Annotated in this window: 13 protein-coding genes and 1 pseudogene; 9 read left to right on the top strand and 5 right to left on the bottom strand. The window is 69.2% G+C overall.

Annotated features, from left to right (window positions below):
* Nucleotides 1–24 precede the first annotated feature (24 nt).
* The 3 genes from EV699_RS03860 to EV699_RS03850 form a co-directional block, all read right to left on the bottom strand.
* Nucleotides 25–2,217: a primosomal protein N' gene (locus EV699_RS03860; RefSeq protein ID WP_132539150.1), complete on the bottom strand. Its 2,193-nt coding sequence runs from the start codon at nucleotides 2,215–2,217 to the stop codon at nucleotides 25–27.
* 265 nt (nucleotides 2,218–2,482) lie between these two features.
* On the bottom strand, nucleotides 2,483–3,094 hold the full coding sequence (locus EV699_RS03855) for a trimeric intracellular cation channel family protein (RefSeq protein ID WP_132539148.1): 612 nt from the start codon (nucleotides 3,092–3,094) through the stop codon (nucleotides 2,483–2,485).
* 28 nt (nucleotides 3,095–3,122) lie between these two features.
* Nucleotides 3,123–3,755: a MarC family protein gene (locus EV699_RS03850; protein WP_132539146.1), complete on the bottom strand. Its 633-nt coding sequence runs from the start codon at nucleotides 3,753–3,755 to the stop codon at nucleotides 3,123–3,125.
* A gap of 199 nt (nucleotides 3,756–3,954) precedes the next feature.
* On the opposite strand from EV699_RS03850, the gene EV699_RS03845 reads away from it, so the two are divergent.
* Together EV699_RS03845 and EV699_RS03840 are read left to right on the top strand one after the other, a co-directional pair.
* Nucleotides 3,955–4,377, top strand: coding sequence for a hypothetical protein (locus EV699_RS03845; RefSeq protein ID WP_132539144.1), 423 nt, complete (start codon nucleotides 3,955–3,957; stop codon nucleotides 4,375–4,377).
* A 66-nt stretch (nucleotides 4,378–4,443) separates the two neighbouring features.
* Nucleotides 4,444–5,625 carry a TRAP transporter substrate-binding protein gene (locus tag EV699_RS03840; RefSeq protein WP_132539142.1) on the top strand — a complete coding sequence of 394 codons (1,182 nt, stop codon included), beginning with the start codon at nucleotides 4,444–4,446 and terminating at the stop codon, nucleotides 5,623–5,625.
* Between the two features lie 74 nt (nucleotides 5,626–5,699).
* On the opposite strand, the gene EV699_RS03835 is transcribed toward EV699_RS03840, so the two are convergent.
* Both EV699_RS03835 and EV699_RS03830 read right to left on the bottom strand, forming a co-directional pair.
* Entirely contained in the window at nucleotides 5,700–7,133 is a 1,434-nt protein-coding gene (locus EV699_RS03835; protein ID WP_132539140.1) for a TRAP transporter large permease, read from the bottom strand.
* Nucleotide 7,134: 1 nt separating this feature from the next.
* Nucleotides 7,135–7,671: a TRAP transporter small permease subunit gene (locus tag EV699_RS03830; protein WP_132539138.1), complete on the bottom strand. Its 537-nt coding sequence runs from the start codon at nucleotides 7,669–7,671 to the stop codon at nucleotides 7,135–7,137.
* Between the two features lie 185 nt (nucleotides 7,672–7,856).
* Between EV699_RS03830 and ubiD the strand changes: the two genes are divergently transcribed.
* From ubiD to EV699_RS03795, 7 genes and pseudogenes are all read left to right on the top strand, one after another.
* Nucleotides 7,857–9,323: a 4-hydroxy-3-polyprenylbenzoate decarboxylase gene (gene ubiD, locus EV699_RS03825; protein WP_132539136.1), complete on the top strand. Its 1,467-nt coding sequence runs from the start codon at nucleotides 7,857–7,859 to the stop codon at nucleotides 9,321–9,323.
* 5 nt (nucleotides 9,324–9,328) lie between these two features.
* Complete coding sequence (locus EV699_RS03820) at nucleotides 9,329–9,586, top strand: YkgJ family cysteine cluster protein (protein WP_424450018.1); 258 nt, start codon at nucleotides 9,329–9,331, stop codon at nucleotides 9,584–9,586.
* A gap of 41 nt (nucleotides 9,587–9,627) precedes the next feature.
* Nucleotides 9,628–11,472, top strand: coding sequence for a type I restriction-modification system subunit M (locus EV699_RS03815; protein ID WP_132539134.1), 1,845 nt, complete (start codon nucleotides 9,628–9,630; stop codon nucleotides 11,470–11,472).
* A pseudogene (locus tag EV699_RS03810) lies at nucleotides 11,469–12,101 on the top strand (DUF1016 N-terminal domain-containing protein); the annotation flags it as partial. The gene EV699_RS03815 and the pseudogene EV699_RS03810, both read left to right, overlap by 4 nt.
* Nucleotides 12,102–12,163: 62 nt before the next feature.
* Complete coding sequence (locus EV699_RS03805) at nucleotides 12,164–13,516, top strand: restriction endonuclease subunit S (protein ID WP_243662548.1); 1,353 nt, start codon at nucleotides 12,164–12,166, stop codon at nucleotides 13,514–13,516.
* Nucleotides 13,513–13,956, top strand: coding sequence for a hypothetical protein (locus tag EV699_RS03800; protein ID WP_132539130.1), 444 nt, complete (start codon nucleotides 13,513–13,515; stop codon nucleotides 13,954–13,956). Before EV699_RS03805 ends, EV699_RS03800 begins: the two co-directional genes overlap by 4 nt.
* A gap of 5 nt (nucleotides 13,957–13,961) precedes the next feature.
* The gene (locus EV699_RS03795) at nucleotides 13,962–14,906 is read left to right on the top strand and encodes a DUF5655 domain-containing protein (RefSeq protein ID WP_132539128.1); all 945 of its coding nucleotides are present in this window, start codon (nucleotides 13,962–13,964) and stop codon (nucleotides 14,904–14,906) included.
* Nucleotides 14,907–14,945: the final 39 nt, after the last annotated feature.

Genomic DNA, 14,945 nt, shown 5'->3' with positions numbered 1-14,945 from the left:
CCCCCTGGCCTGTGCTTGCGGGCACTAGAACAGATCGACCGGATCGACGTCCAGCGACCAGCGCACCTGGCGCGCGCCGGGCAGCGCGGCGAGGGCCTCGACCCAGCGCGCGAGCAGCGCCTGCAGCAGCGGGCGTTCGACGGCCTGCAGCAGCAGTTGTGCACGATGGCGTCCGGCGCGGCGTTCCATCGGCGCCGGCACCGGGCCGAGCACCTCCACGCCGGCGGGGCCGAGCGTGCCGGCGAGGGCGGCGGCGGCGTCGAGAAAGGCGAGCGGCGCGGCGGCCGTCGCGGCCTCGGCACGCAGCAGCGCCTGGTGCGCGAACGGCGGCAGTTGCGCCTCGCGGCGTTCCGCCAGCAGGGCCTCGGCGAACGCCGGGTAGCCCGCGTGCAGCAGGCGCTGCAGCAGCGGGTGGTCGGGGTGGTGGGTCTGGATCGCCACGCTGCCCGGGCGCCCGGCGCGTCCGGCGCGCCCGGCCACCTGCACGAGGGTCTGCGCCATGCGCTCGGTGGCGCGGAAGTCGGCGCTGAACAACCCCTGGTCGGCATCGACCACGCCGACCAGCGTGACCTCGGGGAAGTGGTGGCCCTTGGCCAGCATCTGCGTGCCGATCAGCAGGCGGTGGCGGCCGTCGTGCACGCCGTCGAGCAGGCCCTCGAGCGCGCCCTTGCGGCGCGTGCTGTCGCGGTCGATGCGGGCGACGCCGACGCCGGGAAAGTGGCGCGCGAGCGCCGCCTCGATGCGCTCGGTGCCCTGGCCGAGGCCGAGCAGTTCCGCGCCGCCGCAGTCCGGGCAGGCCCGCGGCAGCGCGCGCTCGCTGCCGCAGTGGTGGCAGAGCAGGCGCTGGCGGCCGCGGTGCACGGTCATCCGCGCATCGCAGCGCGGGCACTCGGCGAGCCAGCCGCAGGCGTGGCAGTACAGCGCGGGCGCGTAGCCGCGGCGGTTCAGGAACAGCAGCACCTGGCCGCCGGCGTCGAGGTGGGCGCCGATGCGGGCGAGCAGCGGCGCCGACAGGCCCTCGTCGAGCCCCTGGCGGCGCAGGTCGATGACCTCGGTGGCGGGCGGCTGCGCGCCGGCGGCGCGCTCGTCGAGGCGCAGGTGGCGGTAGCGGCCGAGCTGGACGTTGCGCAGGCTCTCCAGCGCCGGCGTGGCCGAGCCCAGCACCACCGGGATGCCGGCGGCGTGCGCGCGCACCACGGCGAGATCGCGCGCCGAATAGCGGAAGCCGTCCTGCTGCTTGAACGACGGGTCGTGTTCCTCGTCGAGCACGATCAGGCCCGGGCGCGCGAGCGGCGCGAACACCGCCGAGCGCGTGCCGATCAGCACGCCGGCGCTGCCGCTGCGCGCGGCGAGCCAGGCGTTGAGGCGCTCGCCGTCGCTGAGCCCCGAGTGCAGCACCGCGAGCGGCGTCGGCAGGCGGGCGCGGAAGCGCTCCAGCAGCTGCGGGGTGAGCCCGATCTCGGGCACCAGCACCAGGGCCTGCCGGCCGGCGGCCAGCGTGGCGGCGATCGCGCGCAGGTAGACCTCGGTCTTGCCGCTGCCGGTCACGCCTTCGAGCAGGAAGGCCGCGAAGCCCGTGGCGGAGGTGATCGCCGCGACCGCCTCGGCCTGCGCGGCGGCGAGGGGCGGGCCGGGGTGCGTGGGCGTCGGTGCCGGGGCGACCGGGGCCGCGGTGGCGACCCAGCCGCGGGCCGCCAGCGCCCGCAGCGGCGCGACGACGTCGCCGGCGAGCGTGCGCAGCGTGTCGGCGTCGAGGCCGTGCGGGCTGGCGCCGAGGCGTTCGAGCAGCGCGCGCTGGCGCGGTGCGCGCCGGGGTTCGCCGGCGGCGAGCGCGGCGTGGCCGTCCGCGGTGAGCTGCCACACCCGCAACTGCGTCGGCCGCGCCGCGGCGCCCCGGCGCAGCGCCGCCGGCAGCAGCGTGGCGTACACCTCGCCGGGCGGGTGGTGGTAGTAGCGTGCCGCCCACTCGGCGAGCGCGAGCAGGTCGGCATCCAGCAGCGGGGCGGTGTCGAGCACCGACACGGCCTGGCGCAGCCGCTCGCGCGGCACGTCGCTGCCGGCGGCGAGCGCGAGCACCACCCCGACGACGATGCGGCGGCCGAAGGGCACGCGCACCCGCTGCCCGGGGGCGAGCGGCGGATGCTGCTCCGGCGGCAGGTAATCGAAGCAGCGATACAAAGGTGAAGGGACGGCGACGCGCAGGATGGGGGCGGTCATGGCGCGAAACCGGTGCACGGAGGCGGGATGACGCCGATCCGTCGACTTGTGGATAACTTTGTGGATGAAACCCGCGCCGTTACCCGATCCGGCCCGTATTGGCAAGTCCCGACACGCAAACAGGCTTCCCTGATGGGTCGAAAAGGCTTTCCGATCAGCATATTGTGCAGCGCGTCAGATGCGCCGGCGGAAGCCTTCGGGCAGCTCCGTCCATCGATACGCCTGTGTATAAGTGAAGTACCCGCGCTGCGGCCGTGGCCCGGCATCAACCATGGTGCGCACCGTCGGCGTGCGCCGGCAGGTTCAGGTGCCAGCGTATCGCCGCCAGCCGCACCACGAGCGTGAGGGCGACGGCGGCAAGCAGCGCGGCATCGGCGCCGGCGATGCCGAACAGCACGACGTAGGCGCAGCCGCCGAGGATCGCCGCGGTGGCGTAGACCTCGCGGCGGAAGATCAGCGGCACCTCGGCGCAGAGCACGTCGCGCAGCACGCCGCCGGCGGCACCGGTGAGCATGCCCATCACCGGCACCACCAGCGGGTGGGCACCGCTCGCCTGCGCCTTGGCGCAGCCGAGCCCGGTGAACAGCGCGAGGCCGGCGGCGTCGGCGAGGTTGAGCAGGCGCTCGGGCATCGGCCGGTGGCGCACCCAGAAGAAGGTGACGAGGCCGGCGGCGGAGGCGACCAGCAGCGCGTCGGGCTCGCGCACCCAGCCGACCGGGGCGACGCCGAGCAGCAGGTCGCGCAGCGTGCCGCCGCCGATCGCGGTGACGATCGCGATGATGCCGACGCCGAACACGTCGAGGCCCCGGCGCACCGCGGCGAGGGCGCCGGCGACGGCGAACACCGCCACGCCGAGCAGGTTGAGGAAGGCGATCACGTGGCGTTTCCGGGCGGCACGGGCGCGGTCACGCGGCCGTCAGCAGGCTGGCGCGCACGCCGTCGACGACGTACTGCGCGGCGAGCGCCGCCAGGATCACGCCGAACAGGCGGTCGACCACCATCGCGCCGGTATCGCCCATCAGCTTCAGCAGCCGCGGCGCCGCCAGCAGCGCCAGCAGCGTCAGCCCGAGCACCACGAGCAGCGCCCCCAGCGCGCCGTAGAACAGCATCGGGCTGGCCTGCGTGCGGCTGGTGGTCAGCAGCACCGTGGTCAGTGCGCCGGGCCCCGAAAGCAGCGGGAAGGCCAGCGGGAACACCGAGATGTCGTCCTTGAAGTGGGCCTCCTCCTGCTCGCGCACGGTGGCGTTGCGCATCCCCGACGGGCGCGCGAGCACCATGTCGAGCGCGAGGATGAACAGCAGCGCGCCGCCGGCGATGCGGAACGCCGGGATCGAGATGCCGAGCAGGCGCAGCAGCAGGTCGCCGGTGAGGGAGAAGAACAGCAGGATGCCGGTGGCGATGGCCACCCCCTTGATCGCCATGCGCTTGCGGTAGGCCGGCGCGCCGCCGCGGGTGAGCGAGGCGAACAGCGGCGCGATGCCGATCGGGTCGATGACGACGAAGTAGGTCACGAAGATGCTGAGGAGTTGTTCCTGCATGGCGGCAAGACCGGCAGCGGAGGGCGCGTCAGTCTAGGCCGGGCGCGGGGCGCCCGCCATGCGCCGCCGGCAGGCGGGGTTGACGGCGTGCCGCTGCGCCGCACGGCGGGTGGCGCGGTTTGGGCCCGACCACGGCCGGCGCGTATAGTACGGCGCGGTTCGCGCGGGCCTTCGCCCGGTTTCTTTTCGAGGACGTTTGATGAAGAAAGCCCTTGTCGCTCTCACCCTGGCCGTGTTGACCGCCTGCGGCGGGCCCGCCACCGGCCCGTCGTTCAAGACCACCGCCAACACGGTGTTCACCACCGGGCTCAACGAGCGTGGCCAGCCGGTGAACAGCGTCGAGGCGATCAGCCTCGACCAGGACCGCTTCTACGTGTTCACGGCGTGGAACCAGATCGCGCCCGGTGAGCACCGCTACCTCACGCGCGTGCTCGACGCCGACGGCCAGGCGGTGCTGAGCGATTCGCAGAAGCTGCCGGCGAACAACGTGAGCGCCACCAGCGTCAGCGAGTTCATGCTCAACAAGTACCTGTACAAGCCGGGCAACTGGACCATCGAGGTCTACCTCGACAACGAGCGCTACGGCGAGCGCCGGCTCAAGGTGCTGCCGGCGACGAACTGACGCCCCCTCCTATACTCAGACGCGTTGCAGCGTCCATGACAAACCACAATCACAGAGGAGAGCCCCATGGAGCGTCGTGATTTCCTGAAGACGGCGGGTGCGTCGATCGCCGCCGGCGCGACCGCAGCGGTGCTGCCCCAGGCGTTCGCCCAGCAGGCGCCCGCCGCGCCGGCAGCGCCCGCCGCCGGCGCTGCGGCACCCGCGGCGCCGGCCGGCGCGCCGGCGGTGGTGTCGTCGCAGCCGGTGATCAAGTGGCGCCTGGCATCGAGCTTTCCGAAGAGCCTCGACACCATCTACGGCGGCGGCGAGGTGCTGGCCAAGCGCATCGCCGAGATCACCGACGGGCGCTTCGAGATACGCGTGTTCGCCGGCGGCGAGCTGGTGCCGGCGTTCGGCGTGCTCGACGCGGTGCAGCAGAACACCGTCGAGTGCTGCCACACCGCCTCGTATTACTTCCACGGCAAGAACAAGGCGATCTCGCTCGACTGCAACATCCCCTTCGGCCTCGGCAACCGGCAGATGAACTCGTGGTTCGCCTACGGCGGCGGGCGCGAGGTGCTGCGCGAGATGTTCGCCGCCTACAACGTCGTCAACTTCCAGGGCGGCAACACCGGCACGCAGATGGGCGGCTGGTTCCGCAAGGAGCTGAAGTCGCTCGAAGACGTCAAGGGCCTGAAGATGCGCATCCCCGGCTTCGGCGCCGAGATCTTCTCGCGCCTCGGCGCGGTGCCGCAGTCGCTGCCGGGCGGCGAGATCTACCCGGCGCTCGAACGCGGCGCGATCGATGCCGCCGAATGGACCGTGCCCTACGACGACGAGAAGCTCGGCTTCTACAAGGTCGCCAAGTTCTACTACTACCCGGGCTGGTGGGAGCCGGGGCCGACGCTGTCGTTCTACGTCAACAAGGGCCAGTGGGAGTCGCTGCCCAGGGCCTACCAGGCGGCGTTCGAAGCCGCCGCCGCCGAGGCCAACGTCAACATGATGGCGGCCTACGACGCCAAGAACCCGCCGGCGCTGCAGCGCCTGGTGCAGAACGGCGCCGAACTGCGCCGCTACCCCGACGACGTGCTCAAGGCCGCCTACGAGACCGCGCAGAAGATCTACGAGGAGGAGTCGGCCGCGAACCCGGTGTTCAAGAAGGTCTACGAGTCGCTGAAGGCCTTCCAGCAGCCCTCCGACCTGTGGATGGGCTCGGCCGAGGGCACGCTCGCCAACTTCATGCAGGCGGTGCGCCGCGCCAAGCGCTGACGCCGCGCCGGCCGCACACCCAGAACCCCCGGCGCCGCGCGCGGTGCCGGGGGTTTTTCATGCGGCGGCGGGACTCACTTGGGCTTGTCGTCCTTGAACAGGTCGTCGAAGCCGCCGTTGTCGCCGCTGTCGGGCAGGACGATCTCGACCGGCGCCTTCGCCTTGGACGGATCGGGGCGGTCGAGCCCGATGGTGACGATCTGCGGGAACAGGATGATCAGCCCCACCATGATCAACTGGATCAGCACGTACGGCACCGCCCCCCAGTAGATGTCGACGGTGCGCACCGCGGGCGGGGCGACGCTGCGCAGGTAGAACAGCGCGAAGCCGAACGGCGGGTGCATGAACGACGTCTGCATGTTCACGCCGAGCAGCACGCCGAACCACACCAGGTCGATGCCGAGCTTGTCGGCGACCGGCGCGAGCAGCGGCACGACGATGAAGGCGATCTCGAAGAAGTCGAGGAAGAACGCCAGCAGGAACACCATGATGTTGACGACGATCAGGAAGCCCGTCGCCCCGCCCGGCAGGTCGAGCAGCAGGTGCTCCACCCAGACGTGGCCGTTGACGCCGTAGAAGGTGAGGCTGAACACCCGCGCGCCGATCAGGATGAACACCACGAAGCTGGTGATCCTGGCGGTCGCCGCCATCGACTGCACCAGCAGGTCCTTGGTCAGCTTGCGCTTCATCAGCGCGAGGATCAGCGCGCCGACGGCGCCCATCGCGCCGCCTTCGGTGGGGGTGGCCCAGCCGATGAAGATGGTGCCGAGCACCAGGAAGATCAGCACCAGCGGCGGCACCATGGCCTCGACCACGCGCGCGAGCAGCGCGGTGCCGCGCAGCGAGCGCGCCTCGGGCGGCAGCGCCGGCACCTTCGTCGGGTAGAGGATCGAGTTGATCAGGATCCAGGCCACGTACATGCCGGTGAGCATGAAGCCGGGGAGGAAGGCGCCCTTGTACATGTCGCCGACCGAACGCCCGAGCACGTCGGCCATCACGATCAGCACCAGCGACGGCGGGATGATCTGCGCCAGCGTGCCGGAGGCCGCGATCACCCCCGAGGCGAGCGGTTTGTCGTAGCCGTAGCGCAGCATGATCGGCAGCGAGATCAGGCCCATCGCGATCACCGAGGCCGCCACCACGCCGGTGGTCGCCGCGAGCAGCGCGCCGACGAAGATCACCGCGTAGGCGAGCCCGCCGCGGATGCCGCCGAACAACTGCCCGATGGTGTCGAGCAGCTCCTCGGCCATGCCGGTGCGTTCGAGCACCAGCCCCATGAAGGTGAAGAACGGGATGGCCAGCAGCACCTCGTTGGCCATGATGCCGAACACCCGGTCGGGCAGGGCCTGCAGCAGCGACGGCGTCAGCAGGCCGAGCTCGATGCCGACGAGGCCGTAGAAGATGCCCACGGCCGCCAGCGAGAACGCCACCGGGTAGCCGAGCAGCATGAACACCACCAGCGAGGCGAACATGATCGGCGCCATGTTCGCGGCGAGGAACGCGGCCATGTCAGTGGCCCTCCTTGTGGAACACGGGCATCGGGCGGTGGCCGGTCAGCGAGGCGATGTTCTTGATGATCTCCGACAGCCCCTGCAGCGCCAGCAGCGCGAAGGCGACCGGGATCGCCCCCTTGATCGGCCACCAGTAGAGCCCGCCGGGGTTGTTCGAGCGCTCGTTCTGCGCGAACGCGATCAGGAAGTAGCGCCAGGAGTCGACGGTGATCAGCAGGCACACCGGCAGCAGGAACAGGAAACCGCAGACGATGTCGATCCACACCCGCGTGCGCGGCGACAGCTTGCCGGCGACGATGTCGATGCGCACGTGCCCGCCCTGCTGCAGCGTGTAGGCGGCGCAGAACAGGAACACCAGGCCGAACATGAACCACTGCGCTTCGAGCAGGCCGTTGTGGCCCCAGTTGAAGGCGTAGCGCAGCGTGGCGACGGTGGCGCTGAGCACCGCGCAGACCAGGATCAGCCAGATCGCCACGTTGTTGATCCAGCGGTTGATGGCGTCGACCGCGGCGGAGAAGCGCAAGAGCAGATCCATCGGGCCTCCTCGGCTCGTTGTGGCGGCGTTGGCGCCTCGCGCGCTCGCCGCTCGGGTTTTGTTGGTAAGGTCACGCCCCGGCTGCCGGCACCGGGTGCAATCCGCAGGTGCCGGGATTCCGAATGACGATAGCAGAGCCGCCGCCCGCCGCGATCGCGCGGGCACGGCCCGCCCTGGAGCCACGAATGAAATACCGGGACCTGCGAGACTTCCTGCAACTGCTCGAAGCGCGCGGCGAACTCAGGCGCGTGCGCGCGGCGGTCGACCCGCGCCTGGAGATGACCGAGATCTGCGACCGCGTGCTGCGCGCCGGCGGCCCGGCGATCCTGTTCGAGAACCCCGTCGGCCACCGCGTGCCGGTGCTCGCCAACCTGTTCGGCACGCCGCAGCGCGTGGCGCTCGGCATGGGCGAGGAGAGCGTGGCGGCGCTGCGCGAGGTCGGCCGGCTGCTCGCCTTCCTGAAGGAGCCGGAGCCGCCGAAGGGCCTGAAGGACGCCTGGAACAGCCTGCCGGTGTTCCGCAAGGTGCTCGACATGGCGCCGAAGAGCGTCACCCGCCCGCCCTGCCAGGAGGTGGTGGTCGAAGGCGATGAGGTCGACCTCGGCGCGCTGCCGATCCAGACCTGCTGGCCCGGCGACGCCGGCCCGCTGGTCACCTGGGGGCTCGTGGTCACCCGCGGGCCGCACAAGCCGCGGCAGAACCTCGGCATCTACCGCCAGCAGGTGATCGGCCGCAACCGCCTGATCATGCGCTGGCTCAGCCATCGCGGCGGCGCGCTCGACTTCCGCGAGTTCCAGCTCGCCCACCCCGGGGAGCGCTTCCCGGTGGCGGTCGCGCTCGGTGCCGACCCGGCGACCATCCTCGGCGCGGTCACGCCGGTGCCCGACACGCTGTCCGAGTACGCCTTCGCCGGCCTGCTGCGGGGCGGGCGCACCGAGGTAGCGAAGTGCCTGGGCAGCGAGCTGCAGGTGCCGGCGAGCGCCGAGTTCGTCCTCGAAGGCCACATCGCCCCCGGCGACACCGCGCCCGAGGGGCCGTTCGGCGACCACACCGGCTACTACAACGAGGTCGACACCTTCCCGGTGTTCACCGTCGAGCGCATCACCCACCGCCGCGAGCCGATCTACCACAGCACCTACACCGGGCGCCCGCCGGACGAGCCGGCGATCCTCGGCGTGGCGCTGAACGAGGTGTTCGTGCCGATCCTGCAGAAGCAGTTCCCGGAGATCGTCGACTTCTACCTGCCGCCCGAGGGCTGCTCGTACCGCCTCGCGGTGGTGAGCATGCGCAAGCAGTACCCCGGCCACGCCAAGCGCGTGATGCTCGGCGTGTGGAGCTTCCTGCGCCAGTTCATGTACACCAAGTTCGTCATCGTGGTGGACGACGACATCGACGCGCGCGACTGGAAGGACGTGATCTGGGCCGTCACCACGCGCATGGACCCGGCGCGCGACACGGTGATGATCGAGAACACCCCGATCGACTACCTCGACTTCGCCTCGCCGGTGTCGGGGCTCGGCAGCAAGATGGGGCTCGACGCCACCGGCAAGTGGCCGGGCGAGACCAGCCGCGAGTGGGGCCGGCCGATCGCGATGAGCGCCGAGGTCAAGGCGCGCGTCGACGCGCTGTGGCCCGAACTCGGCCTGGGCTGAACGCCGTGCCCGCCTGCCGCCCCGGCTGCGGTGCCTGCTGCATCGCGCCGTCGATCTCCAGCCCCATCCCCGGCATGCCGCACGGCAAGCCCGCCGGCGTGCGCTGCGTCCAGCTCGACGAGCACGAACGCTGCCGGATCTTCGGCCACCCCGGGCGGCCGGCGGTGTGCGCCTCGCTGCAGCCGAGTGCGTCGATGTGCGGCGACAGCCGCGGGCAGGCGCTGCGCCGGCTGGAGGAACTGGAGCGACTCACGCGACCGTGAGCCTGACCGCCTGCATTTTCGGAACACCGATCGGGAAACCCATGAACCACCAGGTCCTGTCGTCCTTCATCTGGTCGGTCGCCGACCTCCTGCGCGGCGACTACAAGCAGTCCGAATACGGCCGCGTCATCCTGCCCTTCACCGTGCTGCGCCGGCTCGACTGCGTGCTGGCGGCCACCAAGCCCGCGGTGCTGGCCGAGCAAGCCTCGCGCGAGAAGATGGGCGTCAACCCCGAGCCCTTCCTGCGCCGGGCGGCCGGCAACCTGGGCTTCTACAACACCTCGCCGCTGGACCTGCCCACCCTGCTCGGCGACCAGGACCACATCGGCCGGAACCTCTACGCCTACGTCGATGCCTTCTCGCCGGCCGCACGCGACATCTTCGAGCGCTTCGACTTCCACGCCCAGGTCGAGCGCCTGGCCAAGGCCAACCTGCTCTACCTCGTCACCGAGAAGTTCGCCCACATCGACCTGCGCCCCGGGGTGGTCGACAACGCGCAGATGGGCCTGGCCTTCGAGGAACTGATCCGCAAGTTCGCCGAGATCAGCAACGAAACCGCCGGTGAGCACTTCACCCCGCGCGAGGTCATCCGCCTGATGGTGAACCTGCTGTTCATCGAGGACGACGACGTGCTCACGCCCGGCAACGCCGTGGTGCGCACCCTCTACGACCCGACCGCCGGCACCGGCGGCATGCTCTCGGTGGCCGGCGAGTACCTGCTGGAGCACAACCCGCAGGCGCGGCTGACGCTGTACGGCCAGGAACTCAACGACGAGTCCTACGCCATCTGCAAGGCCGACATGCTGATCAAGGGCCAGGACGTGGCCAACATCGTCGCCGGCAACACGCTCAGCGACGACGGCCACGGCGCGCGCAAGTTCGACTACATGCTCTCCAACCCGCCCTTCGGCGTGGAGTGGAAGAAGGTCGAGAAGGCCGTGCGCCAGGAGCACGAGCAGAAGGGCTTCGACGGCCGCTTCGGCCCCGGCCTGCCGCGCGTGAGCGACGGCTCGATGCTGTTCCTGCTGCACCTGCTGGCGAAGATGCGCCCGGCCAGGGACGGCGGCAGCCGCTTCGGCATCGTCCTCAACGGCTCGCCGCTGTTCACCGGTGGCGCCGGCAGCGGCGAGAGCGAGATTCGCCGCTACGTGCTGGAGAACGACCTGCTGGAGGCCATCGTCGGCCTGCCCCCCGACATGTTCTACAACACCGGCATCAGCACCTACGTGTGGATTCTGTCCAACCGCAAGCCCGAGGACCGCAGGGGCTACGTGCAGCTCATCGACGCCAGCAGCTTCTGGCAGAAGATGCGCAAGAGCCTGGGCTCCAAGCGCAAGGAGATGAGCGACGGGCACATCGACACGGTGACGCGCCTGTTCGGCAGCTTCACCGAGGCCGAACTGGTCACCGTGCTCGATGCCGCCGGCCAGCCGGTCGGCGAGCCGCAGCTCGTCACCAACACCGACGAGCCGCCCACCACCCCCGCGGGCGGACGCCTGAAGCGCGTGCCCATCGCGCGCATCTTTCGCAACGAGGACTTCGGCTACACCACCGTCACCGTCGAGCGCCCGCTGCGCGATGAGGCGGGCAATGTTGTCTTGGGCCTGAAGGGCAGGCAGAAGGGCAGGCCGCAGCCCGACAGCGCCCTGCGCGACACCGAGAACGTGCCGCTGACCGAGGACATCAGCGCCTACTTCAGGCGCGAGGTGCTGCCGCACGCGCCCGATGCCTGGATCGACGAGGAGAAGAGCAGGGTCGGCTACGAGATTCCGTTCAACCGCCACTTCTACGTGTTCGAGCCGCCGCGCAGCCTGCACGCCATCGACGAGGAGCTGAAGGCGGTGTCGGCCAACATCATGCGGATGCTGGGGGAGCTGGCGGAATGAGCCCCCGCCGCAGCAGGGACAACCCCGTGGCCAGCGGCGGTGAGGCCGCCGGGTTCAACGACATCCTCGCCCTGATCGCCGGCGCGCGGCAGCAGGCCGTGCAGGCCGTCAACACCGTGCTGATCGAGCTGTACTGGCAGGTGGGCGGCATCATCGGCCGCCGCATCGCTGCGGCCGAATGGGGCGCCGGTGTGGTGGAGCGCCTGGCCGAACGCATTGCGCACGAGCACCCCGGGCTGCGCGGCTTCACGCGGCCCAACCTGTTCCGCATGCGGCAGTTCTACGAAACCTACTGCGGGGACGAGAAAGTCTCGGCACTGCTGAGACAATTGCCGTGGACACACCATCTCATCATCCTCGGCCAGAGCAAGCGCCCCGAAGAGCGCGAGTTCTACCTGCGCCTTGCCATCCAGGAACGCTGGAGCAGCCGCGAACTGGAGCGCCAGATCAAGGGCGCGCTGTTCGAGCGCACGATGCTCAGCCCGGTGAAAGTCTCGCCGGCGCTGCGACAAACGCACCCCGAGGCGATGTCGGTCTTCAAGGACAGCTACCTGGTTGAATTCCTCGGCCTGCCGGCGCAGCACGGCGAGGCCGATCTGCACCGCGGCCTGCTGGCCCAGTTGCCCGACAAGAAACTGCTGCAGGCCAAGCTGCACGAATGGCTGGCTCAGGGGCCGTGGGAGAACGAGGGATGAGCTTGCCGAGGTATGGGGAGTACAGGGACAGCGGGGTGGAGTGGTTGGGAGAGGTACCGGAACATTGGGAAATAAAGCGCCTCCGTACCGTTGCTGAATTGAATCCGTCGAAATCCGAAATCGCGGAGCTTGACCGCAGTACCGAAGTTTCCTTTTTGCCCATGGAGGCGATTGGCGACGACGGCTCGTTGAATCTGGACCGCATGCGGCCGATTCACGAAGTTGAAGCGGGCTACACGTACTTTCGCAACGGGGACGTGGCACTGGCGAAGATCACGCCTTGCTTTGAGAACGGCAAAGGCGGACTCATGCGTGGGCTGCAAGGAGGCATTGGCTTCGGTACGACGGAACTCATCGTCGCAAGGCCCCGGCCTAGCGAAACATCTGGTGAGTACCTGAACTGGATTTTTCGCTCTCCCGCTTTTCGGAAGCAAGGCGAGGCCAGCATGTATGGGGCGGGCGGGCAAAAGAGAGTGCCCGACGATTTCGTGAGAAACATCGCTTGGGCGTTTCCTTCGCCGATGGAGCAAACCGCCATCGCCGCTTTCCTCGACCGCGAAACCGCCAAGATCCATGCGCTGATCGCCGAGCAGGAAAAGCTCATCGCCCTGCTGGCCGAGAAGCGCCAGGCCACCATCTCCCACGCCGTCACCCGCGGCCTCGACCCCGACGCGCCGATGAAGGATTCCGGCGTGGCGTGGCTGGGGGAGGTGCCGGCGCATTGGGAAATTACTCGTCTCAAGCATGCGGCCAGCCTGATAGTCGACTGCCCACATGAGACTCCTGTCTACGATGAGGATGGCACTTACCGTGTCATCAGAACCGCCAACGTCACGGAAGGACGGCTATGGATCGAAGAGATGTATTCGGTTGGCGAGCAAGATTACCTGAACCGAATACGGCGCCAAGTCTTGGCAAAGGACGACATTGTCTATGGGCGCGAAGGAGAGCGATGGGGGTATGCCGCACAGGTGCCGTCAGTTGACATGTTTTGCCTGGGCCAGAGAATGATGCAGTTCCGAGCAGCTGACTCGATGCACGCCCGCTACTTGATGTGGCAACTCAACTCGCTAAGCACGTACAGGCAGGGGCAGATGGATACGGTAGGAGCCACCTCCCCACACGTAAACGTGCGGACTATCCGCAACTACGTTCTGGCCAATCCGCCGTTGGGCGAACAGTTGGAAATCTCGGCTTTCCTTGACGCGGAGACCAGCCTGCTCGACGCACTTGACGTGGAGGCGGCTCACGCTGTTGTCCTCCTCAAAGAACGCCGCTCCGCCCTCATCGCCGCGGCCGTCACCGGCCAGATCGACGTGCGCGGCGCGGCACAAGGGGGGCACGCATGACCACCAGTGCAGCCGTCGTCGGCTTCATCGCAAACCTGCTGCCCATCTTCACCCACGACAACCACGGCAGCCTGCACTGCGCCCGTTCTTTGCTCGACGGAACCCTGGTGCTTCCAGTCTCCGCCGACGAATGGGCCGATGAAGACGCCATGGTCCGCATCCATTGGCAAGGCGATGCCAACCGGAGCAGCGTGGTGCAAGGCGAGCTTTTCGCCACGCCCATCGTCGAGCGTTATGTTCGCCTGCATGCGGCGGGTGCCACGGAGGACGCCGTTGCCGCCGAGCTATGGTTCATGGCGAAGCACTTCACTCACAAGACGGGCCGCACGCTCTATCTGCCCAACCTCCGGGAGCCGCCCCACCCCGTGGTCCGCGCCGGCAGGAAGGCGCTGGAGATCGGAGAAGGCATTCTCGTCAACCTCCTTTCCGCCAGGCTCTGAATGCCATGAGCGACATCCAGCTCTTCCGCCTGTCCGCAGGCGTCGCCACCGAGTTGCCGTCGTCCTCCGCGGCGCTGGAGCGCAAGCTGCAGGCACTGATCGAAGGCCAGATGGAAGCCTTCCTGGGCGTGCGCTTCCTCGCCTCGGAATACGCCACCGGCAAGACGCACCGCGGTCGCATCGACTCGCTGGGCCTGGACGAGAACGGCTGCCCGGTCATCGTCGAATACAAGCGCCACAGCAACGAGAACGTCATCAACCAGGGCCTGTTCTATCTGGACTGGCTGCTCGACCACAAAGCCGAGTTCCGCTGGCTGGTGATGGAAAAGCTGGGCAAGGACGTGGCCGACAGCGTGGAGTGGGCCGGCACGCGGTTGCTGTGCATCGCGGCAGACTTCACCCGCTACGACCAGCACGCGGTGCAGCAGATCCCGCGCAACATCGAGCTGATCCGCTACAAGCTGTTCGGCGATGACCTGCTGTTGCTGGAACTGGTCAACACGCAGAGCGTGCAGGACGGCGGCAGCCCCGGCCGCGCTGCCGCACCGGTCGAACCATCGCCCGAGACGCCACAGGCCGGGCGCCGGCCGGCGGGCAAGGACAAGAGCCTGGCCGAGCAGTTGGAGGGCGCGCCCGAGAGCACCCGCCAGTTGTATGCGGATCTGCGTTCCTTCGTCTTGTCGCTGGGCGATGACGTCAACGAGAAGCCGCTCAAGCTCTACACGGCGTTCCGCAAACTCAAGAACTTCATCACGGTGGTCGTGCAGGCCAACCGCCTGCTGGTCTACCTCAAGCTCGACCCGGCCACGGTTGCGCTGGAAGAGGGGTTCAGTCGCGACGTCAGCACGATCGGTCACTGGGGCACCGGCAACGTCGAGCTGTGGCTGCGCACCGCCACCGACCTGGAGCGGGCCAAGCCGCTGATCGAGCGGGCGTACCAGGAGGGGTGACGACGTGCACAGGCGGACGTCTGGCCAGAACGCCAGCCC

Source organism: Plasticicumulans lactativorans, assembly GCF_004341245.1.
Taxonomy (GTDB): Bacteria; Pseudomonadota; Gammaproteobacteria; order Competibacterales; family Competibacteraceae; genus Plasticicumulans_A; species Plasticicumulans_A lactativorans.
Note: the sequence above shows the minus strand (reverse complement) of the source record. Positions and strands in the feature narration are given on the sequence as shown.

What these genes read in the sequence shown, in the direction of transcription:
- EV699_RS03860 (WP_132539150.1), bottom strand. Translation starts at nt 2,217, where the DNA reads ATGACCGCCCCCATCCTGCGCGTCGCCGTCCCTTCACCTTTGTATCGC.
- EV699_RS03850 (WP_132539146.1), bottom strand. Translation starts at nt 3,755, where the DNA reads ATGCAGGAACAACTCCTCAGCATCTTCGTGACCTACTTCGTCGTCATC.
- EV699_RS03845 (WP_132539144.1), top strand. Translation starts at nt 3,955, where the DNA reads ATGAAGAAAGCCCTTGTCGCTCTCACCCTGGCCGTGTTGACCGCCTGC.
- EV699_RS03840 (WP_132539142.1), top strand. Translation starts at nt 4,444, where the DNA reads ATGGAGCGTCGTGATTTCCTGAAGACGGCGGGTGCGTCGATCGCCGCC.
- EV699_RS03835 (WP_132539140.1), bottom strand. Translation starts at nt 7,133, where the DNA reads ATGGCCGCGTTCCTCGCCGCGAACATGGCGCCGATCATGTTCGCCTCG.
- EV699_RS03830 (WP_132539138.1), bottom strand. Translation starts at nt 7,671, where the DNA reads ATGGATCTGCTCTTGCGCTTCTCCGCCGCGGTCGACGCCATCAACCGC.
- ubiD (WP_132539136.1), top strand. Translation starts at nt 7,857, where the DNA reads ATGAAATACCGGGACCTGCGAGACTTCCTGCAACTGCTCGAAGCGCGC.
- EV699_RS03815 (WP_132539134.1), top strand. Translation starts at nt 9,628, where the DNA reads ATGAACCACCAGGTCCTGTCGTCCTTCATCTGGTCGGTCGCCGACCTC.
- EV699_RS03805 (WP_243662548.1), top strand. Translation starts at nt 12,164, where the DNA reads ATGAGCTTGCCGAGGTATGGGGAGTACAGGGACAGCGGGGTGGAGTGG.
- EV699_RS03800 (WP_132539130.1), top strand. Translation starts at nt 13,513, where the DNA reads ATGACCACCAGTGCAGCCGTCGTCGGCTTCATCGCAAACCTGCTGCCC.
- EV699_RS03795 (WP_132539128.1), top strand. Translation starts at nt 13,962, where the DNA reads ATGAGCGACATCCAGCTCTTCCGCCTGTCCGCAGGCGTCGCCACCGAG.